The following is a 25,337-nucleotide window of genomic DNA, read 5'->3' as shown; positions in this document are numbered from 1 at the left end:
TGCATATCATGACTCATAGATGCACCGGAGATCGCCATGAAACGCGTTCTGTTTCTGTGTACCGCAAACAGCGCCCGGTCCCTGATGGCAGAGGCCGTGCTCAGGGACATGGCCGGCGATCGTTTCGAGGTCGCCAGTGCCGGGACCCAACCCACAGAGCCTCATCCCATGGCACTGCGGGCCCTGGAAGAAGCCGGACTGTCGACGCAAGAGCTGAGCAGCCAGCCCGTGGAGGCAGCACTGGAGCAGCCCTGGGACTACGTCATCACGCTGTGCGATCGGGCCTCCCGGGAGTGCAAGTCGCTGCCGGTCAACGCCCAGCACATCGCATGGGACTTCCCTGATCCCGTCGAAACCGGCCGTCAGGCGAGTTTCAACCTCACGCTGACAGAACTCCGCGAACGAATCGAGCTGTTTGTGCAGGTCCACAATCGGCCCAGCCATTCGGTCTCCGAACCCACCCCGGAGCGTCTCTTTAAAGCCCTCGGCGAGTCGACCCGTCTCGACATCTTGCTGCTGCTGACGCGCACCGAAGAACTCTGCGTCTGCGAATTCACCCACGCGCTTGAACTGTCACAGCCCCGTATCAGCCGCCAGCTCGGCCAGCTCCGGGAACAGGGCCTGCTGATCGATGAACGTCGGGGGCAGTGGGTGTACTATCGGCTCCACCCGATGATTCCCGGCTGGCTCCGGTCGGTGCTGAAAATCACCGCCGACGCGCACGGGAAGCACCTCGACGAACGCGAACAGCGGCTCGCGACCATGCCCGGTCGCCCGACCGGCGAGGTATGCCGCTGATATGGGACGGTTCGAGCGTTATCTCAGTGTCTGGGTCGCCCTCGCCATGGCCGGCGGCCTGCTGGTCGGGCAGGCCCTCCCCGGACTGGTCGAATGGACCGCCTCCGCCACCGTCGCGCACGTGAATCTGGTGGTGGCAGTCTTCATCTGGGCCATGATTTACCCGGTGATGGTGCAGGTCGATTTCACCGCCATCCGTCACGTTGGCCAGCGCCCCCGGGGCCTCGTCCTGACCCTGATCATCAACTGGCTGGTAAAGCCATTCACCATGGCGGCGCTGGGCTGGCTCTTCTTCCGGGTGGTGTTTGCCGAGCTCGTCGATCCGGCCACCGCTCACGAATACATTGCCGGCATGATCCTGCTGGGCGTCGCCCCCTGCACCGCCATGGTGTTCGTATGGAGCCGGCTGACAGAGGGGAATGCGGCCTACACCCTCGTCCAGGTGTCCATCAACGATGTGATCATGATCGTGGCCTTCGCCCCGCTCGCCGCCTTCCTGCTGGGCCTTTCCGACATCACCGTGCCCTGGGAGACACTACTGCTCTCCGTTGTGCTCTACGTGATCCTGCCGCTGGTTGCCGGTGTCCTCACCCGCCGGCACCTCCTGCGACAGGGCCGGGCACGACTCGATCAATGGCTGGCCCACAGCAAGCCGGGCACGATCATCGGCCTGCTCTGCACAGTGGCACTGTTGTTCGGCCTGCAGGCGGATCGCATTCTGGCCCAACCTCAGGCCATCGCGCTGATCGCCATTCCGCTGTTAATACAGAGCTACGGCATTTTCGTGATCGCCTATCTGGCCGCCCGACGACTGCGCTTGCCGCACAACATTGCCGCGCCCGCCAGCCTGATCGGCACCTCCAATTTCTTCGAGCTGGCCGTCGCGGTGGCCATCAGCCTCTTCGGCCTGACCTCGGGTGCCGCCTTGGCCACGGTGGTCGGGGTTCTGGTGGAAGTGCCGGTGATGCTCTCGCTGGTGGCAATTGCGAACCGGACCCGACACTGGTTCGGCGCCGAGCCGTCGCTGCCCCACGCACAAGCGGGCGTTTCCGGTCCACAATAATGGGAAGAGGGCCTGAACGGGAGACACATTCGTTGTGGGCCCCATCCACAAGGGAGGTTCTGTCATGAGCACCAAGCACATTGGCATCAATGGTTTTGGACGAATCGGACGGCTGGCATTGCGCGTGGGCTTCGATCAGCCGGACCTGGCGTTCGCGGCAATCAACGACCCCGGCGCTGATGTGCAGACAATGGCGCATCTGCTGCAGTTCGACAGCGTTCATGGCACCTGGGACCGCGCGATCGGCGTGGACGGCGACGCGCTGGTCATCGACGGCCATCGCATTCCGGTGACACACAACCAGGCAATCGGCGAGACCGACTGGTCCGGCTGCGATGTGGTCATCGAGGCCAGTGGCGCCATGACCCGCAGTGATGTGCTTCAGGCCTATCTCGATCAGGGTGTGGGGCATGTCGTCGTGACCGCACCGGTGAAGGATGGCGGGGCCAAAAATATCGTCATGGGCGTCAACGATCACGAACTGGATCCGCAGCGCGACCGGATCGTCACGGCCGCCTCCTGCACCACCAACTGCCTGGCGCCGGTTGTGAAGGTCCTGCACGAATCGCTGGGGCTGAAACACGGGTCGATCACCACCGTACACAGCCTGACCAACACACAGACCATTGTGGACGCACCCCACAAGGACCTGCGCCGCGCCCGCTCCTGCGGCAGTTCGCTGATCCCCACGACCACCGGGTCGGCGACCGCGATCGTGGAGATTTTCCCCGAGTTGAAGGGCCGGATCGACGGCCATGCCATCCGCGTGCCGCTCACCAATGCGTCCCTGACCGACTGCGTGTTCGAGGTGGAAACGCCCACTGACCGGGACACTGTCAACCGGCTGCTCCGGGAGGCGGCGGAGGGGCCTCTGGCCGGGATTCTCGGCTACGAGGAACGCCCGCTGGTCTCCATCGACTACCGCACCGACCCGCGCTCGTCGATCGTCGATGCGCTGTCGACGCTGGTGGTGAATGGCACCCAGGTGAAGGTCTATGCCTGGTATGACAATGAATGGGGCTACGCGAACCGGACCGTCGATCTGACCCGGTTGATTGCCTCTGCTCCGTAAGAAGACGGTCAATGCCGTGCCAGTCGTCGATCCGGGGTGTCATCCCGAGACTCGCTGTACATACGTCCCTGTACGCTGCACCGCAGCATCCCTGCTGCGGAGCGTCTCGGGATGACACCCCGGACCAACGACGTTAAGGATTGAGGAAAACGCGGAATGTCGTCGTTCCTGAAACAGTATTTCATCATCACCGGCAACTACTGGGCCTTCACGCTCACCGATGGCGCCCTGCGGATGCTGGTGGTGCTGCACTTCCACCAGCTCGGTTACTCGCCGCTGGCCATTGCCATGCTGTTCCTGTTCTACGAGTTTTTCGGCGTGGTGACCAATCTCGTGGGCGGCTGGCTCGGCGCCCGTATGGGGCTGAACCGCACCATGAACGTCGGGCTCTTTCTCCAGATCATCGCCCTCGGCATGCTGGCCGTGCCCGCGGTGTGGTTGACCGTGCCCTGGGTGATGGCGGCCCAGGCGCTCTCGGGCATTGCCAAAGACCTGAACAAGATGAGCGCCAAGAGCGGCATCAAGCTGTTGGTTCCCGACGGCGAGCAGGGCCGTCTCTATCGCTGGGTGGCGATCCTCACCGGCTCGAAGAACACCCTCAAGGGCGTGGGTTTCTTCCTGGGCGGGGCCCTGCTGATGCTGGCTGGCTTCCGGGGCGCCGTGCTGGGCATGGGCATGGCGCTGCTGCTGGTGTGGTTGTCCAGCCTGATGCTACTGAAAGCCGAACTGGGCCGCAGCCAGTCCAAACCCAAGTTCCGCGACATCCTCTCCAAGAGCCCGGCCATCAACCGCCTCTCCGCGGCCAGACTGTTTCTGTTCGCCGCCCGCGACGTCTGGTTCGTGGTGGCCCTGCCGGTCTTCCTTTATACGGAACTCAACTGGTCGTTCTGGCAGGTGGGCGGGTTCATGGCCATCTGGGTGATTGGCTACGGGTTCGTCCAGACCATCGCGCCCCGGCTGACCGGGCAGGGGGCTGACGGGCTGCCGGCCCGATCCCGGGTGCTGGGCTGGGCCGTCACCCTGGCCTTCCTACCGGCGCTCATCGCGCTGGGACTCGGCACAGCGGTTCCCGCGACGCTGGTGATCGTGGGCGGCCTGCTGCTCTTCGGGGTGCTGTTCGCCGTCAATTCCTCGCTCCACAGCTACCTGATCGTCCGTTTTGCGCGCGGCGATGGCGTGTCACTGGACGTGGGTTTCTACTACATGTCCAACGCCGCCGGTCGACTGCTGGGCACGGTGCTGTCCGGCTGGGTCTTCCAGGTCTGGGGGCTGACGGCCTGCCTGTGGGTGTCGGCGGCCATGGTGCTCATGGCGGCGCTGTTAGCGGGGACGATTGATGAATTGGCCACGGAAGAACACGGACGAACACGGAAAGCGCCCTGCCGGCGCGAAAAAACAACACATTGATTGGGCTGACGAAGGAAGCCCAACACAGCAACCGATGCCCGGCCCGGCGTGATTTGTTGGGCTTCCTTCGTCAGCCCAACCTACACGTCGTCTTTATCGCGCCCGCAGGGCGCTTTCCGTGCTTTCTGTGTTTTTCCGTGGCGCCAACAATCACAACGGCTGGACCACGTCCCGGATACGCCCGGAATCCACCAGGTCCAGGAACTCATCCCCCAGCTTGCGGCTCTCGGCCGTGGCCTCGCGCCAGTGTGCCTGTCGTGTCTCGTCGTCACCCATGTAGCGCTTGAAGTCCTTCCGGTCCGGGATCTTCCGGTCCGGCAGTGCGTCGATGTATTCCTCCGACGGTGCCACCAGCACCACATCCTGCATATGCTCGGGGTTGGGTTTACGCCAGGACAGCGCCTTGTCGAACCAGCCGGGTACCACCCGGTCCGTGAAATGCGGGTAAAGCACGATCCCCGGCTGGCGCCAGGGCAGGTCCAGGTGGTAGTCCAGCAGGCCGCCGTCGCGGTAAAGCCCCTCCGGCGCGCCGGGAATACCCGAGACGCCAGACATGACCATGGGAATGGAGGCGGAGGCCAGCAACGAGGGCAGCAGGTTCTCCTCGGTCAGTGGAATGTGATGGGTCCGGAAATCGGTCAGTTCCTCAGTCGGCGGTGCCAGGCGCTCATCCTGCACAATGCCGCGTTCCATCAACGGGCGCAGGAACCGCCGGCCGGCGAGGTTGGCGCCCACCGTGGTCATCAGACCCAGTGACAGCCCACGGGGTGTGTCCCGCTCAAGCAGCCCCAGACTGCGGACAATCAGGATGTTGAGCCGGTAGTCCGGATGGTTCAGCACGTCCCGCGCGCCCTCACCCAACAGGGTCTCCAGAAACCGGATGGACTTCTCGGTCACCTCGGCCGCCGTCTCGTTCGGGCCGAAACTCTGGACCGTGTAGAGTTCCGCCAGTCGCTCCAGCTGACGCACCGGATCGCCCGACATCAAGGCCGCAAACCGCCAGCTCCCGATGGACGAGCCGATCAGCGAGCGCACCTGCGGGGCACGTGGCAGCCACTCCCCGAAGATGGCCTGATCCAGTCCGGTGATGCCCAGCGCCTTGGGACCACCGGCGGCTCCGGGAATCACGTGCACATCGGACGGGGACAGCCCCCGTTCGCGAATCCGATCCAGCGCCCGTTGCCCCGCCCGGATAGTGAGTGCCGCCATACTGCGCTCCTGAGCTCTGACAATGAGCGGGCGAGTTTATCATTGCCCGGGGCCGCACTGAACGGCACTATACTCACACCGGACGGTTTCCACGGACTGGCTATGGCACGCGCGCATCAGGGTGAAACCACCCGACAGAAAATCCTCCTGACCGCCCTCGAGCTCTATGCCGAACAAGGGCTTGAAGGCGTCTCCCTGCGCGCCATCAGCGCGGCCTCGGGGACCCGTAATTCCGCAGCCGCCCACTATCACTTTGGCAATCGCCTGGGTGTCCTGGAGTCGGTCATCGGACTGATCACGGACACGACCCGGCCGCGTTTCGAGAGCGCTTTCCAGGCACTGGAGTCCGGGCCGCCACCGAGCCTGCGGGACGTGGTCCGGGCGGTCTCGACCCCCTATCTGATGCTCACCCGCACTCCGGAATGGGGCCCGTCCGCACTGCGATTCATGGCACACCTGCATGCCGACAACACGCCGGAGATCGTGCAGCTGCTCAATCGCCATTTCCGCACCGATATCGAACGGATCGAAAATCAACTTCACCGCGCCCTGCCCGGGCTGGAACGGGAGACGCTGCGGGTCCGGCTGGCGTTTACTCTGGTCAACCTGATCCACGGCGCCGCTGAGGTGGACCTGTTGTCGAACACGCCGTTCGGGGACATCCGGCCAGACGACGACACCCTCTTCGAGCACTTTCTCGACTTCATTGAGGGTGGTCTGGGATTTCCCCCGCAGCACTGATCCAACGCCCTTTCCAGACCGCCGGATCATGCTACACTCTGGCTTTGGTACAGGGGAGTTCCAGCCTGGCAGGAGCGCAGTGTGGTCAATCAGTCGGGTCGTGGTGTTCTGACCGCTAACCCCACCGAGACGGTGAGTGGGTACCAGCGTCGCATCGTATTCCATATCCATTTCTGGGCACTGATTGCGGTGGCCCCGCTCATCCCCATCCAGTGGGATCAGGACCACGCGATGCTAAGCCTGCTGCTGGGCGTTTTCTGCCTTGGTATGGTGCTGGTCCTGCTGTTTCTCCGGCTGCGTGATTATTATCTCTTCAACGGCTGGCTGTTTGCCGTCTTCGCCATCGCCTCCGTGCTCTACTCCACACTGATCAACGGCTACATCGGCCTGTTCTGGGCCTATCCGGCCATCGCCGCCATTTTCTTCCTGATGGCGTTGCGCCGTGCGATCGGTATCAACGCGGTGTTCGTGGTCGCGGTCGCCACCGTCTCCTATTACCGTTTTCCGGAAGCCGAGTTCTGGCGAATCACCTTTTCCCTCGCGCTCAGTGTGGTGTTTGTGACGATTTTCGCCTGGTTGGTGGGACGCATGCAGGCGGAACTGACCAAGCTGGCGACCACCGATCCGCTGACCGGCTGCCTGAACCGATCCCAACTGGCCGATGTCCTCAACCGTCACATCCAGCTGCGCGAGCGCTATGAGCGGGTGGCCAGTCTGGTGCTGATTGACCTGGATCACTTCAAGTCGATCAACGACCGTTGGGGGCACACCACCGGCGACCGGGTCCTGCAGGAAGCCGCCCGGCGTCTGGACCGGCGCTTGCGCGAGTGCGATCAGCTATTCCGCGTCGGCGGCGAGGAGTTCATGGTCATTCTCCCGGAAACCCGCCAGAAAACCGCTGAGGATCTGGCGCGGGAACTGCTGATCACCCTCAGCTCCGCGCCCTTCCTCGAGGATGTCCCCATTACCGCCAGCGCCGGTGTCACCGAGGTGGTGCGTGGGGAAACCTGGTCCACCTGGCTCAATCGCGCCGATCAGGCGCTTTACACTGCCAAACACACCGGCCGCGGCCGGGTCATCGGCGTTCGCGGACAGGACGCGGCCATGCCCGCCGCCGGCGACACCCGGATCGCCGGCTGATCATAGCCATAGCGCATCCATGCGATGACACCTCGAAATTTGCGACGCCTTCTTTTACGCTTGTGCGCAATCCAGCGGGTCGTCCGGGCGATCTGCCTGGTCCGGGCGCCCATCGCTCACGTATAACACGCCTGAACGGTCGCCATCAGGGCGGCTTCCATCACGACAGTTTAGAGACGGCTCGATGAAGGACTCCACTGACGAGATTGCCAGCCACTACGACAGCATCATCACCCAACTGGGCGAAGACACCGACCGAGAGGGGCTGCGGGAAACGCCGAGACGGGCCGCCCGTGCCATGCAGTTCCTGACCCAGGGCTATCACCAGAGCCTTGAGGAGCTGGTCAACGGGGCGGTGTTCCAGTCCGATATGGACGAGATGGTGCTGGTGCAGGACATCGAACTCTACAGCCTCTGTGAGCATCACATGCTGCCGTTTATCGGCAAGTGCCATATTGCCTACATTCCGGACGGCAACGTGCTGGGCCTGTCCAAGTTCGCCCGCATTGTCGACATGTACGCCCGTCGCCTTCAAATCCAGGAAAGCCTGACCCGCAATATTGCAGAAGCTGTGCAGCAGGTCACCGGTGCGAAGGGTGTGGGCGTCGTCGTCGAAGCGCAGCACATGTGCATGATGATGCGCGGCGTTGAAAAGCAGAACTCCCACATGACCAGCTCGGTGATGCTTGGTCAGTTCCGCAAATCCCAGGCCACGCGGACCGAGTTCCTTCAGCTGATATCCGGGCGGAAGTAAACCGACAGGAGCGCCAACGATGGCAACACAGCAGGTTGCGGTAGTCACTGGCGGGGGCCGACGCCTCGGCCACGACACATCACAGGCTCTGATCGACCGGGGCTATCACGTGATCGTTGTCTACCGGACGCGAACCGCTGAACTGGAGCAGCTCGAAGCCCAGGGCGCGCGGAGCTTTCAGGCCGATCTCGCCAACCCCGCCGACGTGGACGCCCTGATCGGCACGCTGTCCCGGGAGGAGCGGATCGACCTGCTGGTGAACAACGCGTCGGAGTTCACGCCCGATCCGGAGGGACACGAGGCGCTGGCCGAGGCGACCATGCGCCTCTACCAGATCAATGCGGCCGCCCCGATCCTCTTGATGGCCGGGCTGTCGGACGCACTGCTGCGAGCCGGCACCGACCTGGCGCCCTCGCTGATCGTCAATATCACGGACATCTTCACGGAAAAACCCAACCCGCGCTTTGCCAGCTACTGCGCCAGCAAGGCGGCTCTGAGCAACGCCACGCTGAGCTACGCCCGGAGCCTCGCCCCGCGCGTTCGCGTCAACGCCATCATGCCGGGGCCGATCCGCTTTCTGCCGGACCATACCGACGAACAGCGCGACTCGGTAATCAGCGAAACCCTACTGGCCCGGGAAGGCGGCTTTGAAGCCGTAGTCACCCAGCTTCTGGCGATGGTGGATAACCACTTCATGACCGGCGCCCTGGTCCCGGTGGATGGTGGCCGGCGCCTCGCCTAGCACCTGGCGGTCCAGATGAAGGGGCGTCGCGCCGACCGGATTATCGCTGAGCAGCGGCTGGAAGTAGGGTTCGTCGATGCCATTGCCGGTGAAGCGCCCACTCTGGCGGTGTTCCAGGATGTCCACATCCAATGGCCGGTCCTTGACGCTGCTCAGCGGATCCGACCGGTCCCGGCCGAGCGACTCCTCCAGCGAGTTGAGCCACTCCTTGAGCGCCTGCGGCGATTCATCGGATTCGAAGGTCACGAGCGCGTTGAGAAAGTGCCGGGGCGTGGCGATGCCATCCGGCCGGGTGCGGATCACACAGGAGACATGCAGGGTTCCAAAACGGTCCGCCATGGCGCCAAACGCGGCGGGAATATTGTCTTCCGGCCGGATATTGCTGCCCACACCGCACAGATAGCGCATTCATCACCTCACTGATCGTCGCACCCTTCGCCCTATCATACGGACTTCGGCCCGGATCAGGTCACGAGCTCGTGCCGTTGTGCCTCCGACCCACCGGCGGATCGGGACGCGGCAGGCCTCAGCATAAACGCCTGACCCTGCCTGGCAAACCCGGCAAACCGGGACTCGACGACCGGTCGCACGGTCTCAAAATGATCCTCGTAACTCATCAGGTACATGCGCCGGCGCAGGTCGGACGAATACGCGGTCTCCAGCTCGCCCAGTGAGGCGTGCACCGGATTCCAGTCCGCCAGCGTGCAGTCGTGCAGGATCACCGAGGGGTTCAGCGGCCCGATGATGTCCGGAATGGCCCGCGTATCACCGCTGAACAGAAGATGGTCATTGATAAACAGACCGTAGGAGGGTTTGGCGGGGGTATGCCGGTTCTGGAAACAGCGCAGATCCACGCCTTCGAACGTGAACCGGTCGCCCCGGAGAATCTCCACGTCGAAAAAATCGTCCAGCGTCGCAGGCCCCTCCCCCACCTGACCCATCACGCCCCGCAGCGTCTGATGCCACAGCTCCTCGTAGACGCCCGGCGGCAGGATCAGACGTGGCTTGAAGCCGTACCGGAACCGGCATTCGTAGGCCATCCGCTCGAGTCCGAAGCAGTGGTCCGCATGGGTATGGGTGATAAACACCGCATCAATGTCTGCCAGCGTCAGGCCCTGATCATTCAACGCATACTTGATGGTATAGCCGGCATCAATGAGAAGATGGCGACCGTTCGACGTGATCATGGCATTATTGTTCCAGTGGGCCATCGCTTCGGAATGCCCCACGCCCAGCATGGTCAGTCGGGCCATGGTCTGACTCCTCTCACGGTCAAAAAAGCGCCAGACTAAGGTAACCAGCGCCCGTGTCAATCGGATAACAGCCGCAAGACGGATTCCCCTTTATGCCCACGACAGATGCCGCCACCATTCGTGACCTCCTTTGCCGCGTCCGGACCATCGCCCTGGTGGGCGCCAGCGACAAGCCGAACCGCCCCAGCCATGACGTCATGGCCTACCTGCAGGGCCGTGGTTACCGGGTGATCCCCGTCAGCCCCCGCCTGGCCGGTGGCGAACTGCTCGGCGAACGCGTCTATCGGTCCCTGGCGGACATCCCGGAAGCGGTCGACATGGCCGATCTGTTTCTCGCACCGGGCCGGGTCCCGCCCGTCGTCGGGGAGGCCATCGAGCGGCACATTCCGGTGGTGTGGATGCAGATCGGCGTTATCCATCCCGACGCCGCAGAGCAGGCGGAACAGGCGGGCCTCACCGTGGTGATGGACCGCTGCCCCAGACAGGAGATTCCCCGCCTGGGCGTGCCGCCGGTACAGACAGGAAATTGATCGTGCCCCATCTGACGTTTGCCCTGTCGGCCATCCTGCCGATCTTTCTGGTGCTCGTCGTGGGCTGGTGGCTGCGCCGGATTGGCTGGCTGGACGACCAGTTCACCGAAACCGGCTCCCGGCTGGTGTTCAACCTCGCCCTGCCGGCACTCATCTTCACCAACCTCATTGACCTGGAGCTGTCGCACCTGATCAACCTGACTCAGGTTGGTTTCGCGCTCGGGGCCACCGTCGTCGCATTTCTTGTCCTGTGGGCCGGGAGCCGTTTCTGGCCAGGTCCGGGAGCGGACCGGGGTGTGTTCGTTCAGGGCGCGTTCCGGGGGAATCTCGGTATCATCGGCATCGCCGTGTGCGCCAGCCTCTACGGGCAACAGGGGCTGGCGCTGGGTTCGGTCCTGCTGGCAATGCTGACCCTGCTCTACAACTTCCTGTCCGTGTTCGCGCTGACTGCCGGCGGCGCCAGCCGGTGGCGGGATGTGCTGCTGACCATTGCCCGGAATCCGCTGATACTGAGCATTTTCGCGGGCCTGTTAGTCGCGGCACTGGATCTGCCCATCCCGGCGTTGTTCGTGACCAGCGCCGAGTACTTCGCCCGGATGACGCTACCACTGGCGCTGTTGTGCGTGGGCGCCGGTCTGTCACTAGACGATCTGCGCCACGGCTCGCCGGTGGCCTTCGCCGCCGTCGCACTCAAGCTCGTCGTATTACCTGTGATGCTGATGCTCGCGGCGCTGCCCCTGGAACTGGCACCGGTCGCGCTTGGCACATTGTTCGCCATGTTCGCCGCTCCCACCGCCACGGTCAGTTACGTCATGGTAAGGAGTCTGGGCGGCAATCACCGGCTGGCCGCCAGCATCGTGGCCCTCTCCACGCTGCTCGCGCCGTTCAGCCTGGCGGCAGGGCTGTCCCTTCTGCGGGGTCAGGGAATGATTTGACCGGCAAACTGGGACAAACGTCATAATTCCATCGGGGAACTCCCAGGTCGCCAGTCGCATCAGCGCCCTATTCGCGGTACGCTTGAATCACTCTACTTTTTCCAAAGCATCCTAAGCCCATCATGCAGAAGGCCGACCAACGCCGATCAATGTCGCGTTTCTCCCGGATTCTCCTCCATCCGGCATTGCCCGCTTTGATGCTTCTGGCCTTCGTGGTTCTGGCCGGCTTTCTGTGGCACGGTATCCAGTCCCAGAGCCGCGAACAGGTTCGCCTGTTGCTCGATTCGGAAGTCTCTTCCCTGTTGCGCGAGCTTGAAGGGGACCTCGTTCAGAATCTGGACGCGCTCCGGCGGATGGCGGAACGGCGCGAGACCACCCCCAGTCTCTCACGGGAGACCTGGCGAGCGGACGCCCGCCAGTACATCGAAGACTTCAACCACTACCGGGCCATCGAGTGGATCGACACCGATTACGCGATCCGCTGGGTTGAGCCCCGCGAAGGGAATTATTCGGTGATCGGCTGGAACGTGGCGTTCAACGACCAACGCGCACGGGCGCTCAGCGAGTCGGCCCGGACGGGCCAGACGGATTTCTCGGGCATCATTGAACTGGAACAGGGCGGCCGCGGCCTGGTGGCCTACGTACCAATCGGGGCCGGTGACAGCCATCTCGGTTTCATTGCCGGTGTGTTCGAGCTGGAAGGATTGGTGGAGGCCCTGATCGCCTCCCGACTGAAGGGCAACTTCCGCGTCAACATTCTCGAACACGGCCAAACCGAGTTCAGTGTCCCCTCGGACTCAGCAACCGACGAAAAGCTCACGCGAACCGCCGATGTCAACATCCCCGGTCTCGACTGGCAGCTGCAGGTCACCCCGTCCCAACGCTGGGTGAGCGCCAAGCAGGGCCTCTGGCCAATGATCACCCTGCTCAGCCTGACGGGCCTGGGCCTGCTGATCAGCGCCCTGGCCTGGTCCACCCAACTGCTGCTGCATCGCAACCGCAGCCTGCTGAAGACCCGCGCCGCGCTGGAAGAGGAAACCCGTGAACGTGAATCCATCCAGCAGGATCTGGTTCGCCTGGCCTCCACCGACACCCTCACCGGCCTGGCGAATCGGCGTTTCTTCATGGAAGACCTGAGCCACACGCTGTCGATTGCCGACCGGCAGCTGCATCAGGTCGCACTGATCACGATCGATCTGGACCGCTTCCAGATTCTCAACGACACGCTCGGCCACCAGTTCGGTGACGAACTGCTGATCCGCGTCGCCGAACGTCTCAACGACATCAACGACGAACGGGTCCTGACCGCCTACTCCAGCGGCGACGAATTCCTTGTCTGCCAGCAGCACGTCGAAGACATCGACGAGGTCATCCACCTGCTCGGCCAGATCCGCCAGTGCTTCCGTCAGCCGTTCACCGTGCATGGCGAAGACTACGCGGTCACCGCCACCATGGGCGTTGCAGTCTACCCGCAGAGCGGCCTGGACGCGGACACCCTGATGCGCAATGCCGATGTGGCACTGTACCGCGCCAAGGAAAAAGGGCGGGATCTCTACCAGTTCTACACCGAAGGCATGCAAGACCGGGAGGTCCACCGCCTGGAGCTCGACCGGGATCTGGATCAGGCCCTCGCCGGGGACCAGCTTGCGCTCCATTTCCAGCCCCAGCTGGACCTGGCCACCGGGCAGGTCGGCAGCGTCGAGGCACTGATTCGCTGGCATCACCCGACCCGCGGACTGGTCTCACCCGGCGAATTCATTCCTCTGGCCGAAGAAAGTGGACGGATCGCAGACATCGGCCGCTGGGTTGCCATTGCCGCCTGCCGCCAGCTTGCGAAATGGTCTGACGGCCCTCTGTCGCACCTGCGCATTGCCATCAACCTGTCCGGGCGCGAGCTGGAAACCGGCACACTGGCCGGTCAGATCCGGGACTGCCTGACCCGCTGGGATGTGGACCCGTCGCGCCTGGAACTGGAGCTGACCGAAGAAGTCTTCATCGCCAGTCGGCCCGAGAACCTGGAACAGCTGCGCGAACTGCACGACGTTGGCGTGCACCTGGCCATCGACGATTTCGGTGTGGGCTACTCCTCCCTGGCGTACCTGCGCGACTTCCCGGTCAACCTGCTCAAGATTGACCGGTCGTTTATCACCCGCGTGACGGACCGCCATGACGACGCGGTGATCACCGGCGCGGTCATCCAGCTCTCCCACAGCCTGGGCATTCAGGTCGCCGCCGAAGGCGTGGAAACCGAGGCCCAGCTCAGCTTCCTGCGCAATCACCACTGCGACCTGGCCCAGGGGTTCCTCATCAGTCACCCGGTCCCCGCTGACCAGCTCGAACGGGAAATCCGGCAGGGTCACTTTGAAACCGGGTCACTCAGGCTCTCTCCACTCAATCCATAGGAGACCCGAAAACCCAAGCCGGGGTTGTTGACGTATAATCCCCCGCGAATCTGGGAGGAGAATGGCGATGAGCCACGACACGCGCTATCTGACACCGGAACAGGACCAACAGGTCCGGCGCTGGGAGCGCTGGAACTTCCGTTATTTTCTGTTTGCCTTCGCGGCCCTGCTGACGCTACTGGTCTTCAGCAGCATGCTGGGCCTGTCGAGCGGCCGGGAGTGGGGGCCACTGGGGCTGCTGCTGGCTCTGGTCATTGTGCCCATCATCATCCTCCAGTACCGGCTGGTCTGCCCGGCCTGCGAGCAGCGGATCGGCTGGCAGGCCAAGCTGATGGCGCCCCAGCAGTGCCGCCAGTGCGGCGTTTTCCTGCGAGCCAAAGCCCACTCGAAATGACCGCTTGACCTGTGAGCCACTCACAGGTTTTACGCTATCCTCATCGTGCAAAACGCCCATCGCGTTTCCGCTGGAGGATGGCACCATGAAAGTCAGCGAACTCGCCAGACAGGCGGATGTCCACCCGGACACCGTCCGCTACTACACCCGCGAAGGGCTCCTGTGCCCGGACCGCGACCCGGACAACGGCTACCACCACTACAACGACGAGGACCTGCGCCGCCTGCGGTTTGCCCGCAAGGCACGACAGCTTGGTTTCTCCCTGTCGCAGATCGGCGCGATTCTCGGCGAGGCGGACGAACATCAGTCGCCCTGCCCGCTCGTACGGGAGCTGTTCGAGCAGCGCCTGGCCGCCGTTGAACAGGAACTGGCCGAGCTGACCCGGCTGCGCGAACGCATGCGCCAGGCCCTGTCCGCGTGGCAGTCCATGCCCGACGGCTCACCGGACGGGCACACCATCTGCCGGCTGATTGAACACTGGGACGATGCCCAGGGAGGTGCCGCGTGAGTGATCCCGTTGTACTGACCATTGCCGGCGCCACCTGCGAGGGCTGCGCCCGCAAAATCCGCAATGCGGTGGCCGATCTGACCGGCGACCCGGAGTTCGCCCGGGTCGACCTCGCCGCTCAGACCGTCACCCTGCCCGCCGGAGTCGACGCCGACCAGGCGGCCCGCCTCATCACGGACGCGGGCTACCCGGCAGAACCGGCATCGGATTCGGTGGTGCTGACCATCGAAGGCGCCACCTGTCAGGGCTGTGCCCGCAAGATCCGGGCGGCCGTGGCGGAGGAGGTGGACGATTTCGATGTGACGGTGGATCTGGACGCCCAGACGGTCACCCTGCCCGCTCATGTGGACGGAAACGACGCCGCCCGCCGGATCACAGAGGCAGGCTATCCCGCTCAGATCCGGGGCGTCGACGCATCGGTCTCACCTGCCAGGGCCCCGGAACCGACAGACACCGGGGACCCTGACACCGCCCTCCAGGCCAACGGATCGGACGTCGTGCTGTCGGTCTCCGGCGCTACCTGCGCCTCCTGCGTGGCCACCATCGAGAAAGCGCTGATGGGCGTGGACGGCGTCACCTCCGCCCACATGAACCTCGCCGACAACACTGCCACGGCGTTCGGTAACGCCGATGCCAGAGCGCTGGCCGAGGCCGTGCAGAGCGCCGGCTATGGCGCAGAACCGCTGGCCGACCCGGACGCCGCCGACGAGGAAAAAGAGCAGACGGACCGGCGCGCCTACCGGGTTCTGCTCGCCAAGATGGCCGTCAGCCTCGGGCTGGGCGCCGGTTTGATGGGATGGGGGCTGTTCTTCGGGTCCATGAACGTCACCGACGCCAACCAGGGGCAATGGCAGATTCTGGGTCTGATCACGCTGGTCGTGATGCTGGGTACCGGCGGGCATTTCTACACCGGGGCCTGGAAGGCCTTCCGCCACCACAACGCCAACATGGACACCCTGATCGCCCTCGGCACCGGCACCGCCTGGCTCTACTCCATGGCCGTATCGCTGATGCCCGGCGCCTTGCCGGAAATGGCCCGGCACGTCTACTTCGAGGCCTCGGCCATGATCATCGGCCTGATCAATCTGGGTCAGGCGCTGGAAATGCGCGCCAAGGGCAAAACCTCCGAAGCGGTGCGCCGGCTGCTGGACCTGAAGGCGAAAACCGCCCGGGTCATCCGCGATGGTCAGGAGCAGGACCTGCCCGTGGAAGACGTTCAGGTGGGGGACCGACTCCGCGTGCGCCCCGGCGAGAAGATCCCTGTCGACGGCACGGTGACCGAGGGCGAAACCCGCGTCGATGAAAGCATGCTCACCGGCGAACCCATGCCCGTGCAGCGGTCGGTCGGCGACGCGCTGTCGGCCGGCACCGTCAACGGCCAGGGGTCGGTGATCTATGAGGCCACGCGCGTCGGCAAGGACACCGCGTTGGCCCAGATCATCCGGCTCGTCAAAAAAGCCCAGGGTGCCAAACCCGCCATTGGCCGCCTGGCCGACCGCATCTCGGCGGTGTTCGTGCCCAGCGTGATGCTGGTCGCCGTGCTGACCGCGCTGGTGTGGTTCAACGTCGGACCGCAACCGGCGGCCGTGCACATGATGGTGGCCGCCACCACCGTCCTGATCATCGCCTGCCCCTGCGCCCTGGGGCTGGCCACGCCCATGTCCGTGATGGTCGGCGTCGGTAAGGCCGCCGAGTACGGCATCCTGATCCGTCAGGGCGATGCGCTGCAGCAGGCCGGCCGACTGGACCGGGTGATCCTGGACAAGACCGGCACCATCACCGAGGGCCGACCGACGGTCACGCACGTCGAGGGTGACGACCACCTGCTGGCGCTCGCGGCGGGGCTCGAACAGCACTCCGAGCACCCGCTGGCGGAAGCCATCGTGGCCCATGCCCGGGATCAGGGCGTCGCGCTGGCCGACGTCACCGGGTTTGAAGCGCTCAATGGCAAGGGCGTTCAGGGCCAGCACGAGGGCCAGACACTGCGGCTGGGCAACCGGCGCTGGCTCGAATCCGAAGGCCTCGATCCATCGCCGCTGGAGAACGCCGCAACCGCCATTACCGACAACGCCGGAACGCCGCTGTTCCTGGCGCGGGACAACCAACTGCTGGGCGTGATCGGCGTCGCCGACGCCATCAAGCCGGACTCAGAGGCGGCCATCCGGCGTCTGCACGAAGCGGGCCTCCGCGTCACCATGGTGACTGGCGACATCGAATCCACGGCGCAGGCCATCGCCCGGGCGACGGGCATCGATGAGGTGCGCGCGCAGGTGCTGCCCGAGGACAAGGCCCGCATCGTGCGGGAATACCATGACGCTGACGAACAGGTCGCCATGGTGGGCGACGGCATCAACGATGCGCCTGCTCTGGCCTCCGCCGACGTCGGCTTCGCCATCGGCACCGGCACGGACGTGGCCATCGAAAGCGCCGCCATCACGCTGATGCGGGGGTCGCTGCACGGTGTAGCGGACGCCATCGAAATCTCACGGGCCACCGTCCGGAACATCCACCAGAACCTGTTCGGCGCGTTCGTTTACAACACGCTGGGCATTCCCGTCGCCGCCGGTGTGCTCTACCCGCTCTGGGGCGTACTGCTGAGCCCGATCATCGCGGGCGGGGCCATGTCCCTGTCGTCCGTGACCGTGGTCTCCAACGCCAACCGGCTGCGGCTGCTGCGCACCACCCGGCCCGATACCAACGAGGAGGTGAACCAATGACGGCCATACTGGTCAATGTGGCAGGTATCGCGCTCATGGGCGCCATCGTCTGGTGGTTCTGGCTGGCCCCGTCGGACAGCGACGGATCAGCCGACGACCATTCCCATCACCATCACTGAGGACACGCCATGACACACACCCTGAAAGCCCTCAGCCTCGGCATCGGGCTGATGACCGCCCTGCCCGCCGCCGCCAGTGGCATCACGGTGCACAAATCCCCGACCTGCGGCTGCTGCACCGAATGGGTGGAACACCTGCGGGAGAACGGCTTCGAGGTCACCGTCAACGACACGCGCAACCTCAACGCCGTCAAGATTGAGGCCGGACTGACGCGCGCACTGGCCAGTTGCCACACGGCATTCGTCGGCGATTATGTTATTGAAGGCCATGTGCCGGCCGCCGACATCCGACGACTGCTGGACGAGGCCCCCGAGGCGCACGGGCTTGCCGTACCCGGTATGCCGATTGGCTCCCCGGGCATGGAAGTGGGCGACCGGCAGGACGCCTATGCGGTCCTGCTGTTCAACGAATCCGGGCAAAGCCGCGTCTTCACTCAGTATCCCTAAAAGGCATCCCAAACCACCGGTCCGCCCTGTAGTCAGGCGGGCCGGTCCGGTATACTGGGCCCTTTCAAATTTTCTTCCCCCGCTGGATGCCCTTGCATGCTCAACTCTGACGCTCTCTCGCAGTTGCGCCAACTCAAATCCGACATCCACTCAGAACGCCTCCTGCACACCGGCACCGTCAAGGCCACTGGCGGCAAGTTCGGTTTTGTCGCGCTCGACAGCGGCAAGGACCTGTTCCTGCCACCGGATCAGATGCAGCGTGTTCTGCCGGGTGACCGGATCGAAGTCGAGGAGCTGGAGGGCGATAAGGGCAAGACCCAGGGTCAGGTGGAGCGGCTGCTCGAATCGCCGCTCAGCACGTTCGTCGGGCGCTATGTGGTGCGCGGCAAAGGGCATTTCGTGGCGCCGGAAACCCCGGGCCTCAACCACTGGCTGTTCATTCCGCCCAAGGCCCGGGCGGACGCCGAAGCGGGCGATTTCATCTACTGCCGCATCAGCCGTCATCCGGTGAAGGATGGCAAGGGCCAGGCCGAGATCCTCAAGGTACTGGGCAAACCGGACCAGCCGGGCATTGAGCGGGCGTTCACCCTGGCGCAGTTCGACCTGCACGAGGAATGGCCGGCCGCCGCCGAGCAGGAGCTTGAGGCGCTGAACGAGGACCGCGTGCAGGCACTGGCCGGCGAACGGGACGATCGCACCGCCGATCCGTTCGTGACCATCGACAGCCCCTCGACTCAGGACATGGACGACGCCCTGTGCGCCGTACCCAATGCCACCGGCTGGACACTGTCCGTGGCCATCGCCGACCCGAGCGCCCTGCTGGCCGTGGATGGCGCCATGGAACAGGAAGCCCGCCGCCGGGCTACCGCGATCTACTTCCCGGGCGAGCCGCGCCCAATGCTGCCCGAAGCGCTGAGCACGCAGCTCTGTTCGCTGGTGGCGGACAAACCGCGTCTGGCCATGGTCTGCGACCTGCAGGTGAACAACGACGGCAGTCTGGGCGAGTTCAAGCTTAGCGAGGCGGTCATCCAGTCCCACGGCAAGCTCAGCTATGAGCTGGTGGACGGCGTGATCGAGGGCCGGACCGATGCCGACATCCAGGCCCTGCCGGATGCGGTCACCACTAGCCTCGACCAGCTACACCAGGTCGCTCAGGTGCTGCGGCGCTGGCGTGAGAGCAATGCGCTGCTGAGCCCGGACCGGGCGGATTTCCGGCTGCGGCTGGACGAGAATCGCCGCATCCGCCAGATCGATCCGGCCACCTCACACGAATCCCACCGCGTGGTGGAAGAGTGCATGGTCGCCGCCAACCGCTGCGCGGCGGAGGCGCTGGCGACCAGCCAGAGTCAGGGGCTGTTCATCACCCACAGCGGCGTTCGGGACGACCGCGCGGACAACATCCGCGAGCTGCTGAACCAGTACGGCGGCGACCTGTCCGGCGTCGACCCGGAGACGCCGGACGGCTTCCGCCAGCTCATGCGCGAAGCCGGTGACCTGGAGGCGGAGGTGCCGGTCAAAGCCATCATCTCCCGCCAACTGGCTCGGGCCGAGCTGTCATTCAGCAGCGCACCGCACCAGGGCATGGGGCTGGGTGCCTACACTACCTTCACCTCACCGCTGCGCAAGTACACGGACTTCTTCGTGCATCGCCTGCTGCGCGCTGCGCTCTGGAACGGCCCGGCGCCGGCCATGACCGACGATCAGCTCGCCGAACTCCAGCAGGCCCAGTTCGCCGCTCGCCAGGCCGCGAACACCCTGGAGCAGTGGCTCAAGAGCCAATACGCGCCGCAGCTGGGCGCCGAGCCGAAAACCGGCCACATCAGCCGAACCACGCCCGCCGGCTTCTATGTCCGGCTGGACGACAACGGGCTGGAAGGCTTCGTCAGCACCCGCGAGATGGAAGGCAAGTTCCGGTTCGACCCGATCACGCTGCGGCTGGTGGGCAACGAGCGCACCTTCCAGCTGGAGGAACCGGTCACCGTCGTTTTCGACGGGGTCGATGAGGAGCGTCGCCAGATCAAATTCAAACTGGTCCCCGCCGCCAGCGATCCAGTGAGCGACAACAAACAAACTGGTTGAAAATCGTTCAGCGCGATTCCATCGTAAGCATTAGAGACATGGGAAAAGCCGCTCAATCAGGAGGTGGCTTATGCGCGCTGACGAGTTCATGAAGAAGTACGGCTTCGACAAAGCCGAGGAAGAACGGGACCACACACTCCGGGAAAACGCCCTGGAGCACGCGATGCACCTGAAACGCCCCAACGCCGGCACCCCGCACGACTGGGAAGACTGGGAACGCTTCAAGCGCGAGCATCCGGATCAGGTGGAGGACGACGGGGAGTGAGGGCGTCCCCCCTGCTCAGCCTGTCACCCGTAGGTTGGGCTGACGCAGGAAGCCCAACAACCGGCGAGGCCGTGAACACCTGGGAATGGACGGCTCGGTTAACCCGCCAGAATGATTGATGACGGCAGACCGTGGGGTGTTGGGCTTCCTCTGTCAGCCCAACCGACGGTTCTCAGATACCGGTTATCGCGAAATCAAACGCATTGAGGATCTGGTCTCTACAGTGAACCAAGGTGCCAACCGGGGTCTTCAGCATGCTGGTCGGAACCGAAGCGATTTGCGGTGTCATCAACAGAAGTTCCTGATCTTCAAAGGTAATCACGGGGGTGAGGCCCTATAACAGGTGACTGCCTATGACGGAACGGTCGCTGAGGGGCACCACAATGCGCGTCGACAGTTCCGTCAAAACCTCACTTTGAATATCAACAAGATAGGGGTAGGCACCGCGACTCTTTTTGCTGGGATTCGCATACACATCAAATTGCGCCATCAAAAATCCCGGAACTCATCACTAAAGCATCCATGCTGCTCAACAAACTCGTTGTAACGTCGGATCGCCGGCCGGTTTTCGTCTGCCCATCTTTCTGCTTCCCGTTTCGCCAGTTCACGTTCAAGCGCTTTCTCAAACGTTGCAGAAAGGTTGATATTCAGAGCCCGGGTTTTCGATAGCAGGTCGCTGTTGATCGAGAGGTTGGCGGCTTTCTTCGGGGCCGTTTGGTCGTATAGCGCATTCATTGGAACCTCCAACAAGGTTCGTGAGACATAGCAACAGATTATGCGCACGTACATGCGCATGCAAATGCGCCCTGACTACTCCACCACCCAGGTCCGCTCCAACGTCTGCTGGTCCGCATCGTACTGATACACGCTGATCCCACCGCCCTCATCATGTCCCATCACCAGCACACCGGCCTCCGGCGAGGTGGCAATGGCGGTGTTGCGGGAGTAGTGGGAGCCGTAGGTGACCAGACGCGGGTCGGTGCCCAGATCGAAGTACTTCTGGGGCCAGGGGTTGCCGGCTTTGTATAGGGCGGCGATGTGGCTCTGGTTGCCGAAGCGCAGGAAGTAGTCGCTGTTGTCGATGAAGGCGTTTGCAAGTGTCCGGCCAGAGGCGCCTTTGGGGGGATCGATAAGCTGACTTTTGTCCCAATTCCTTGGATCCTCTGCTTCGTATCGATCATCATCCAGATAAAGACCACTGAAGTAGCTTGCTAAGTAGTTCCGAGAATCGGGCTTCTCAGTATTCCAAAAAAGCCCTCCGTAGCTTTCGTCACCGCTAACAACCCAACGACCATCCGGACTAAGTATTGCGTGAGTTTTTGCCGAGTTGCCTTTCAAGCGGGCAATTGGCTTTTTTGTCTGTAGATTCCAAAGCGTAACGCCACCGTATCGGGAAAACCGGCGATTCCGATCGACAGGCGGATACTCTTCTATTGTTCCCACATCGGATCCAACACCTGCCGTGAGGAAAAACCCTTTCTTCTCAGACAGTGAGATATTGAGTAGTTTGTGACTGCCTTTAAAACTGGGGCTAATACCGTCTTTCAGAACAGGCGCCCGACTCGCACCAGATCCAGAGTAAACATTCCATTCAGCGTCAACAGAAAGATAGGTTTTAAGACCTGCGGTCATTATGTGGCCATAGGTTGGAAAATGCTCGAAAGAACGCAGCTCTTTCCCCGACACAGTCTCAACGTGGACGACATTCTCCAAGTCCTGCCACAAGAAGGCGGATCGCCCTTGGAGAAACCTTGCGCTGTAGATATTGGCATTCTCGGCAAGAACGTGGCTCTCGCGATCTTGCAGGTCCCAGAGAACAAGTGCGTTGTCGCGGTGGGAACTAATCGCGTAATCACCGCTACTGGCGACGCTGACCGCCATTACCGGGCCATGAGTCAGTGGCAGCACACTGCAGCCCGCTGCCATTACCTGAGCGGTGATGATCAACGTGGCAAATAGAGTTCTTACCATTTTATGTGTAGCTCCCAAAGCCAGTTCCCTCTACCTGAATTCGTCGCATGACCCCATCACGATAAGATCTTTCAAAAATTTCCGAATTTGGAATTCTCATACCGGAGTGACTGAACAGCCAGTCACTTTGGTCGAACATTGATAGGTAATCACCTTTAAACTGTCTTTCGAGGAATTGATCCCGGTTTTCACCCGCTTTTTGACCGATCAAAGCATCAACCCCGTCATACCCCAACGCCGGCCGCGGCGCCTGCCGAGGATACCAGTTGCGCTCGGCCAGGGCGCGGAGGTCGTCCGCGTATTGCTCGGCCCGTGCCTTGGTGACGATGGGCAGATGGTTCAGGGGGGACAGCAGGTCGTAGCGGGGCAGCGGTTTGCTGTTCTGCAGGCAGTCCTTGCAGGCGTCGAAGCGGTTCCGGGCTTCGGCGATGATGTCCGCTTTCAGGCGTTCCCAGTTGGCGTTGACCGTTTCCGGGTCGGGGCCCTCACGCCAGGACTGCCCGCGGCGAGTCACCATGCGACCGGGCTGAAGCGGCATGTAATCCGCATACAGGCGCTCCAGCGGTGCGCCCAACCCATTGTCGAGAAAGCTCGGGAAGGTCCACCACTTCTTGGTGTAGACACCGCCAAACGTCCCGAGCAGATCGTCCATGAAGCGGCCGGTCATCACGCTTTCGGCGGCATCGGCGATCCAGCCGGCGGGCGTGACGGAAATCAGCTCTTCCCACATCGACTGCTCTTCCTCATCGTCCGTCGGCCCCAGCACGCCATCGCCCCGGGAGTGCAGCACCACGATGCGCCGCGCGGCCTTGTGGGCGTTCACGAACACACCCATGCCGAGCGGGTGGACGTCCCGGGCGGTGTCGTTGGTGAGGGCGTTGTCCGCCACCGCCGGTTCCCAGAGGAACAGATGGTCGATGGCCGCTTGTGAGCGGATGGCCCCGAGGATGTTGAGGGCGGTCAGCCCGACCCGGGCGCCCAGCGAATGGGTGATGATGTTGATCCCGACACCGGCATCGGCCAGTTGTTCCAGCAACCGCACCAGGCGCCGTCCGGCGGCGTTGGCGTTGAATTCGGACTGCATGAAGTCGGTCTGGCCGGTATCGCCGGGCCAGGAGACGGTGATGATGCGGCTGTAGGGCATCCAGTCGTCGTCGCTGAACCCGGCGGCGCGGTTGAGCTGGTATTCCATCGACACGGCCCAGTTGTGGGCCCCTTCGTTGTTCAGATCGGTCTCGGCCAGATCCAGGCCGTGTTCGTCGTTGATCGTGTCGGCATCGCGGTAGACCGTCAGCGGTTCGTCCGTCCACTTGGGCGCTTTGCCGTTCCAGTGGTCCGCCACGCCCTCCAGCACCTTGCCCCATTCGCCGTGGCCCACGTTGTAGCCGTGGATGAAAAGGAGCGCGTTATTGCCGTTGCGCTGGAAGTACGCCAGCTGCTCGGACGTGAGCCGGTCGCTGTCGATGTCCTCGTCCCGCAGGCTGATGAGCACGGGCGGCGGCAGATGGGTTGCAGTGACGTCACGCCCCTCCGGCGGGGCATTGATGACCGGCGCCTCCGCCAGCGCCTCGCCGGGTCGATAATCGCGTTTCTCCGGCCCCGCTTCCAGCGCGATCAGGTGGGCCCCGGCCGGTTGCGGACGCCAGCGCCATTCGTGGTCGCCCGGGGGCAGCTCCGTATAGAGCGCCACATCCGGCTGTTCGCCCGTCTCCGGGGTGGCCGAATGGGCGCGGGTGCGGTGCGCCATGCGGCCCGAGTCTTGCGGCGCCAGCGGGTGGCCGGTGTTGTCCACCCGCCTCAGGCGGATGGTGGCGGTCGGTTCCTGGCATTGCGGTGTGGTGCCGTCGTCATCCAGCGGCGTGACACTGGGTTCAAACGGCAGTCCTTCCTTGGACTGGTTCGGTGTCATGCGGTTTCCCTCGCTCCCTGAGGCCATTCATTCAGTGCGGCGAGCCGGGCGGACCAGTCCCGGCCCTGTCCGGCGATCCGGTCGAGCTGATCCGGGGTCAGCGGCCCGTCGAGTCCCTGACGGGCGAGCGCGCGGCTGCCCTCCACCAGTGCCTGCTCGTGGGGTGCCCCTAGCGCATGGCACTGATCAAACCACGTACTCACCGTCATCTGCGGCAGTTCGTAGTGCCGGGCCAGCGAATCGGCCAGCCGCTGACGACGCACATGCGCGACGTGCCGCAGGTTGTTCTCGGTGAGCGTAAACGGCTCGTCGGTCTCAGGCTCATGGGGCGCCGGCTGATGACACTGCCAGGCCTGCCCGTCCAGCGTGCCGGTGAGTGCGGTCAGCGGACCCAGCAACTGTCGGCACTGGGTGTGGGTGAAGGACTCGCCCATGCTGCCCAGCACATCCGGCGCCGCAAACCGGAACAGCACCGGGCCTTCCGGCGCATCCACTTCCGCCAGTTGCCGGAAATGGGCATCGGCATCGTCCAGCGTCAGGGACGGACCGGCGGCCGCCACGGCCCAGCCTTCCTGCAGGCCCTCGCGGAACAGCGTCTGGGCATCGGCAGAGACCGGCTCCACCAGCAACGGCCCCGCCTCCCGGGCGCCTTCGTGGGGCGTGCCGTTGTAGATCAGGCGGCAACGGGGGTTCGGGTCCTGCTCGTAGAGCCGGCGCAGGGCGTCCGGCCGGGCGGCCAGATCCACGAGATAGAAGGGGGATTCCAGGTCAGGAAGCGTCGGCAGGGATACAAACGACGCTTCCCACACCCCACTGTGTCCTTGTGGGTTCATCGGACGCTCTCCTTGCATCACAACGGGTTGGGTTCTTCCATGATGTGCC

At 63.7% G+C, this 25,337-nt stretch carries 25 protein-coding genes and 1 pseudogene; 18 read left to right on the top strand and 8 right to left on the bottom strand.

Annotated elements, in window-relative coordinates; translation table 11 throughout:
* Nucleotides 1–36: 36 nt before the first annotated feature.
* From C8D92_RS06535 to arsJ, 4 genes are all read left to right on the top strand, one after another.
* Entirely contained in the window at nucleotides 37–798 is a 762-nt protein-coding gene (locus C8D92_RS06535) for a metalloregulator ArsR/SmtB family transcription factor (protein WP_116918799.1), read from the top strand.
* Nucleotide 799: 1 nt separating this feature from the next.
* Nucleotides 800–1,861, top strand: a complete 1,062-nt coding sequence (gene arsB / locus C8D92_RS06530) for an ACR3 family arsenite efflux transporter (protein WP_116918798.1) — start codon at nucleotides 800–802, stop codon at nucleotides 1,859–1,861.
* A 64-nt stretch (nucleotides 1,862–1,925) separates the two neighbouring features.
* Complete coding sequence (locus tag C8D92_RS06525; protein WP_116918797.1) at nucleotides 1,926–2,933, top strand: ArsJ-associated glyceraldehyde-3-phosphate dehydrogenase; 1,008 nt, start codon at nucleotides 1,926–1,928, stop codon at nucleotides 2,931–2,933.
* 156 nt (nucleotides 2,934–3,089) lie between these two features.
* Complete coding sequence (arsJ, locus tag C8D92_RS06520; protein ID WP_116918796.1) at nucleotides 3,090–4,340, top strand: organoarsenical effux MFS transporter ArsJ; 1,251 nt, start codon at nucleotides 3,090–3,092, stop codon at nucleotides 4,338–4,340.
* A 150-nt stretch (nucleotides 4,341–4,490) separates the two neighbouring features.
* Here the strand turns inward: arsJ and C8D92_RS06515 are convergent, their stop codons facing one another.
* On the bottom strand, nucleotides 4,491–5,549 hold the full coding sequence (locus tag C8D92_RS06515) for a patatin-like phospholipase domain-containing protein (RefSeq protein WP_095609920.1): 1,059 nt from the start codon (nucleotides 5,547–5,549) through the stop codon (nucleotides 4,491–4,493).
* A 102-nt stretch (nucleotides 5,550–5,651) separates the two neighbouring features.
* Between C8D92_RS06515 and C8D92_RS06510 the strand changes: the two genes are divergently transcribed.
* The 4 genes from C8D92_RS06510 (at nucleotide 5,652) to C8D92_RS06495 (ending at nucleotide 8,926) form a co-directional block, all read left to right on the top strand.
* Nucleotides 5,652–6,290 carry a TetR/AcrR family transcriptional regulator gene (locus C8D92_RS06510; protein ID WP_116918795.1) on the top strand — a complete coding sequence of 213 codons (639 nt, stop codon included), beginning with the start codon at nucleotides 5,652–5,654 and terminating at the stop codon, nucleotides 6,288–6,290.
* A gap of 81 nt (nucleotides 6,291–6,371) precedes the next feature.
* On the top strand, nucleotides 6,372–7,430 hold the full coding sequence (locus tag C8D92_RS06505; protein ID WP_116918794.1) for a GGDEF domain-containing protein: 1,059 nt from the start codon (nucleotides 6,372–6,374) through the stop codon (nucleotides 7,428–7,430).
* Between the two features lie 184 nt (nucleotides 7,431–7,614).
* On the top strand, nucleotides 7,615–8,184 hold the full coding sequence (gene folE / locus C8D92_RS06500) for a GTP cyclohydrolase I FolE (protein ID WP_116918793.1): 570 nt from the start codon (nucleotides 7,615–7,617) through the stop codon (nucleotides 8,182–8,184).
* 19 nt (nucleotides 8,185–8,203) lie between these two features.
* Complete coding sequence (locus C8D92_RS06495) at nucleotides 8,204–8,926, top strand: SDR family NAD(P)-dependent oxidoreductase (protein ID WP_095609924.1); 723 nt, start codon at nucleotides 8,204–8,206, stop codon at nucleotides 8,924–8,926.
* Here C8D92_RS06495 and C8D92_RS06490 read toward each other — a convergent pair.
* A complete protein-coding gene (locus tag C8D92_RS06490) occupies nucleotides 8,810–9,334 on the bottom strand; it encodes a 2-amino-4-hydroxy-6-hydroxymethyldihydropteridine diphosphokinase (protein WP_116918792.1) in 525 nt (174 codons plus the stop codon). The two genes, C8D92_RS06495 and C8D92_RS06490, sit on opposite strands and share 117 nt — an antisense overlap.
* Nucleotides 9,335–9,390: 56 nt before the next feature.
* On the bottom strand, nucleotides 9,391–10,179 hold the full coding sequence (locus tag C8D92_RS06485) for an MBL fold metallo-hydrolase (protein WP_116918791.1): 789 nt from the start codon (nucleotides 10,177–10,179) through the stop codon (nucleotides 9,391–9,393).
* A gap of 92 nt (nucleotides 10,180–10,271) precedes the next feature.
* Between C8D92_RS06485 and C8D92_RS06480 the strand changes: the two genes are divergently transcribed.
* From C8D92_RS06480 to C8D92_RS06440, 10 genes are all read left to right on the top strand, one after another.
* Complete coding sequence (locus C8D92_RS06480) at nucleotides 10,272–10,709, top strand: CoA-binding protein (protein ID WP_116918790.1); 438 nt, start codon at nucleotides 10,272–10,274, stop codon at nucleotides 10,707–10,709.
* Between the two features lie 2 nt (nucleotides 10,710–10,711).
* Nucleotides 10,712–11,644 (top strand): AEC family transporter, encoded by a 933-nt coding sequence (locus C8D92_RS06475; RefSeq protein ID WP_207775129.1) that lies wholly within the window; start codon nucleotides 10,712–10,714, stop codon nucleotides 11,642–11,644.
* 122 nt (nucleotides 11,645–11,766) lie between these two features.
* Entirely contained in the window at nucleotides 11,767–14,046 is a 2,280-nt protein-coding gene (locus C8D92_RS06470) for a putative bifunctional diguanylate cyclase/phosphodiesterase (RefSeq protein ID WP_165819243.1), read from the top strand.
* Nucleotides 14,047–14,113: 67 nt separating this feature from the next.
* A complete protein-coding gene (locus tag C8D92_RS06465) occupies nucleotides 14,114–14,440 on the top strand; it encodes a hypothetical protein (protein WP_095609929.1) in 327 nt (108 codons plus the stop codon).
* A gap of 85 nt (nucleotides 14,441–14,525) precedes the next feature.
* Nucleotides 14,526–14,948: a MerR family transcriptional regulator gene (locus C8D92_RS06460; protein WP_116918788.1), complete on the top strand. Its 423-nt coding sequence runs from the start codon at nucleotides 14,526–14,528 to the stop codon at nucleotides 14,946–14,948.
* Nucleotides 14,945–17,665: a heavy metal translocating P-type ATPase gene (locus C8D92_RS06455; RefSeq protein ID WP_243402378.1), complete on the top strand. Its 2,721-nt coding sequence runs from the start codon at nucleotides 14,945–14,947 to the stop codon at nucleotides 17,663–17,665. The genes C8D92_RS06460 and C8D92_RS06455 overlap by 4 nt, the downstream gene beginning before the upstream one ends.
* Nucleotides 17,662–17,784: a hypothetical protein gene (locus C8D92_RS15930; RefSeq protein WP_265734390.1), complete on the top strand. Its 123-nt coding sequence runs from the start codon at nucleotides 17,662–17,664 to the stop codon at nucleotides 17,782–17,784. Before C8D92_RS06455 ends, C8D92_RS15930 begins: the two co-directional genes overlap by 4 nt.
* Nucleotides 17,785–17,793: 9 nt before the next feature.
* Nucleotides 17,794–18,231: a DUF411 domain-containing protein gene (locus tag C8D92_RS06450; RefSeq protein WP_207775128.1), complete on the top strand. Its 438-nt coding sequence runs from the start codon at nucleotides 17,794–17,796 to the stop codon at nucleotides 18,229–18,231.
* Between the two features lie 96 nt (nucleotides 18,232–18,327).
* Nucleotides 18,328–20,310: a ribonuclease R family protein gene (locus tag C8D92_RS06445; protein ID WP_116918787.1), complete on the top strand. Its 1,983-nt coding sequence runs from the start codon at nucleotides 18,328–18,330 to the stop codon at nucleotides 20,308–20,310.
* Between the two features lie 70 nt (nucleotides 20,311–20,380).
* The gene (locus C8D92_RS06440; protein WP_095609932.1) at nucleotides 20,381–20,575 is read left to right on the top strand and encodes a hypothetical protein; all 195 of its coding nucleotides are present in this window, start codon (nucleotides 20,381–20,383) and stop codon (nucleotides 20,573–20,575) included.
* A 172-nt stretch (nucleotides 20,576–20,747) separates the two neighbouring features.
* On the opposite strand, the pseudogene C8D92_RS06435 reads toward C8D92_RS06440, so the two are convergent.
* The 5 genes and pseudogenes from C8D92_RS06435 to C8D92_RS06415 all read right to left on the bottom strand — a co-directional run bounded on the left by C8D92_RS06435 (nucleotide 20,748) and on the right by C8D92_RS06415 (nucleotide 25,288).
* Nucleotides 20,748–21,065: pseudogene (locus tag C8D92_RS06435) on the bottom strand (CcdB family protein).
* Nucleotides 21,065–21,310: a type II toxin-antitoxin system CcdA family antitoxin gene (locus C8D92_RS06430; RefSeq protein ID WP_095609934.1), complete on the bottom strand. Its 246-nt coding sequence runs from the start codon at nucleotides 21,308–21,310 to the stop codon at nucleotides 21,065–21,067. The pseudogene C8D92_RS06435 and the gene C8D92_RS06430 overlap by 1 nt, the downstream one beginning before the upstream one ends.
* A 75-nt stretch (nucleotides 21,311–21,385) precedes the next feature.
* Nucleotides 21,386–22,546 (bottom strand): WD40 repeat domain-containing protein, encoded by a 1,161-nt coding sequence (locus C8D92_RS06425; protein WP_116918786.1) that lies wholly within the window; start codon nucleotides 22,544–22,546, stop codon nucleotides 21,386–21,388.
* 1 nt (nucleotide 22,547) lies between these two features.
* Nucleotides 22,548–24,455, bottom strand: coding sequence for an alpha/beta hydrolase (locus C8D92_RS06420; protein ID WP_165819242.1), 1,908 nt, complete (start codon nucleotides 24,453–24,455; stop codon nucleotides 22,548–22,550).
* Nucleotides 24,452–25,288, bottom strand: coding sequence for a DUF4123 domain-containing protein (locus C8D92_RS06415; protein ID WP_165819241.1), 837 nt, complete (start codon nucleotides 25,286–25,288; stop codon nucleotides 24,452–24,454). The genes C8D92_RS06420 and C8D92_RS06415 overlap by 4 nt, the downstream gene beginning before the upstream one ends.
* Between the last annotated feature and the right edge of the window lie 49 nt (nucleotides 25,289–25,337).

Source organism: Tamilnaduibacter salinus (assembly GCF_003096655.1).
Taxonomy (GTDB): domain Bacteria; phylum Pseudomonadota; class Gammaproteobacteria; order Pseudomonadales; family Oleiphilaceae; genus Tamilnaduibacter; species Tamilnaduibacter salinus.
Note: the sequence above shows the minus strand (reverse complement) of the source record. Positions and strands in the feature narration are given on the sequence as shown.

What these genes read in the sequence shown, in the direction of transcription:
- C8D92_RS06535 (WP_116918799.1), top strand. Translation starts at nt 37, where the DNA reads ATGAAACGCGTTCTGTTTCTGTGTACCGCAAACAGCGCCCGGTCCCTG.
- arsB (WP_116918798.1), top strand. Translation starts at nt 800, where the DNA reads ATGGGACGGTTCGAGCGTTATCTCAGTGTCTGGGTCGCCCTCGCCATG.
- C8D92_RS06525 (WP_116918797.1), top strand. Translation starts at nt 1,926, where the DNA reads ATGAGCACCAAGCACATTGGCATCAATGGTTTTGGACGAATCGGACGG.
- arsJ (WP_116918796.1), top strand. Translation starts at nt 3,090, where the DNA reads ATGTCGTCGTTCCTGAAACAGTATTTCATCATCACCGGCAACTACTGG.
- C8D92_RS06515 (WP_095609920.1), bottom strand. Translation starts at nt 5,549, where the DNA reads ATGGCGGCACTCACTATCCGGGCGGGGCAACGGGCGCTGGATCGGATT.
- C8D92_RS06510 (WP_116918795.1), top strand. Translation starts at nt 5,652, where the DNA reads ATGGCACGCGCGCATCAGGGTGAAACCACCCGACAGAAAATCCTCCTG.
- folE (WP_116918793.1), top strand. Translation starts at nt 7,615, where the DNA reads ATGAAGGACTCCACTGACGAGATTGCCAGCCACTACGACAGCATCATC.
- C8D92_RS06495 (WP_095609924.1), top strand. Translation starts at nt 8,204, where the DNA reads ATGGCAACACAGCAGGTTGCGGTAGTCACTGGCGGGGGCCGACGCCTC.
- C8D92_RS06490 (WP_116918792.1), bottom strand. Translation starts at nt 9,334, where the DNA reads ATGCGCTATCTGTGCGGTGTGGGCAGCAATATCCGGCCGGAAGACAAT.
- C8D92_RS06485 (WP_116918791.1), bottom strand. Translation starts at nt 10,179, where the DNA reads ATGGCCCGACTGACCATGCTGGGCGTGGGGCATTCCGAAGCGATGGCC.
- C8D92_RS06480 (WP_116918790.1), top strand. Translation starts at nt 10,272, where the DNA reads ATGCCCACGACAGATGCCGCCACCATTCGTGACCTCCTTTGCCGCGTC.
- C8D92_RS06470 (WP_165819243.1), top strand. Translation starts at nt 11,767, where the DNA reads ATGCAGAAGGCCGACCAACGCCGATCAATGTCGCGTTTCTCCCGGATT.
- C8D92_RS06465 (WP_095609929.1), top strand. Translation starts at nt 14,114, where the DNA reads ATGAGCCACGACACGCGCTATCTGACACCGGAACAGGACCAACAGGTC.
- C8D92_RS06460 (WP_116918788.1), top strand. Translation starts at nt 14,526, where the DNA reads ATGAAAGTCAGCGAACTCGCCAGACAGGCGGATGTCCACCCGGACACC.
- C8D92_RS15930 (WP_265734390.1), top strand. Translation starts at nt 17,662, where the DNA reads ATGACGGCCATACTGGTCAATGTGGCAGGTATCGCGCTCATGGGCGCC.
- C8D92_RS06450 (WP_207775128.1), top strand. Translation starts at nt 17,794, where the DNA reads ATGACACACACCCTGAAAGCCCTCAGCCTCGGCATCGGGCTGATGACC.
- C8D92_RS06445 (WP_116918787.1), top strand. Translation starts at nt 18,328, where the DNA reads ATGCTCAACTCTGACGCTCTCTCGCAGTTGCGCCAACTCAAATCCGAC.
- C8D92_RS06440 (WP_095609932.1), top strand. Translation starts at nt 20,381, where the DNA reads ATGCGCGCTGACGAGTTCATGAAGAAGTACGGCTTCGACAAAGCCGAG.
- C8D92_RS06430 (WP_095609934.1), bottom strand. Translation starts at nt 21,310, where the DNA reads ATGAATGCGCTATACGACCAAACGGCCCCGAAGAAAGCCGCCAACCTC.
- C8D92_RS06425 (WP_116918786.1), bottom strand. Translation starts at nt 22,546, where the DNA reads ATGGTAAGAACTCTATTTGCCACGTTGATCATCACCGCTCAGGTAATG.
- C8D92_RS06420 (WP_165819242.1), bottom strand. Translation starts at nt 24,455, where the DNA reads ATGACACCGAACCAGTCCAAGGAAGGACTGCCGTTTGAACCCAGTGTC.
- C8D92_RS06415 (WP_165819241.1), bottom strand. Translation starts at nt 25,288, where the DNA reads ATGAACCCACAAGGACACAGTGGGGTGTGGGAAGCGTCGTTTGTATCC.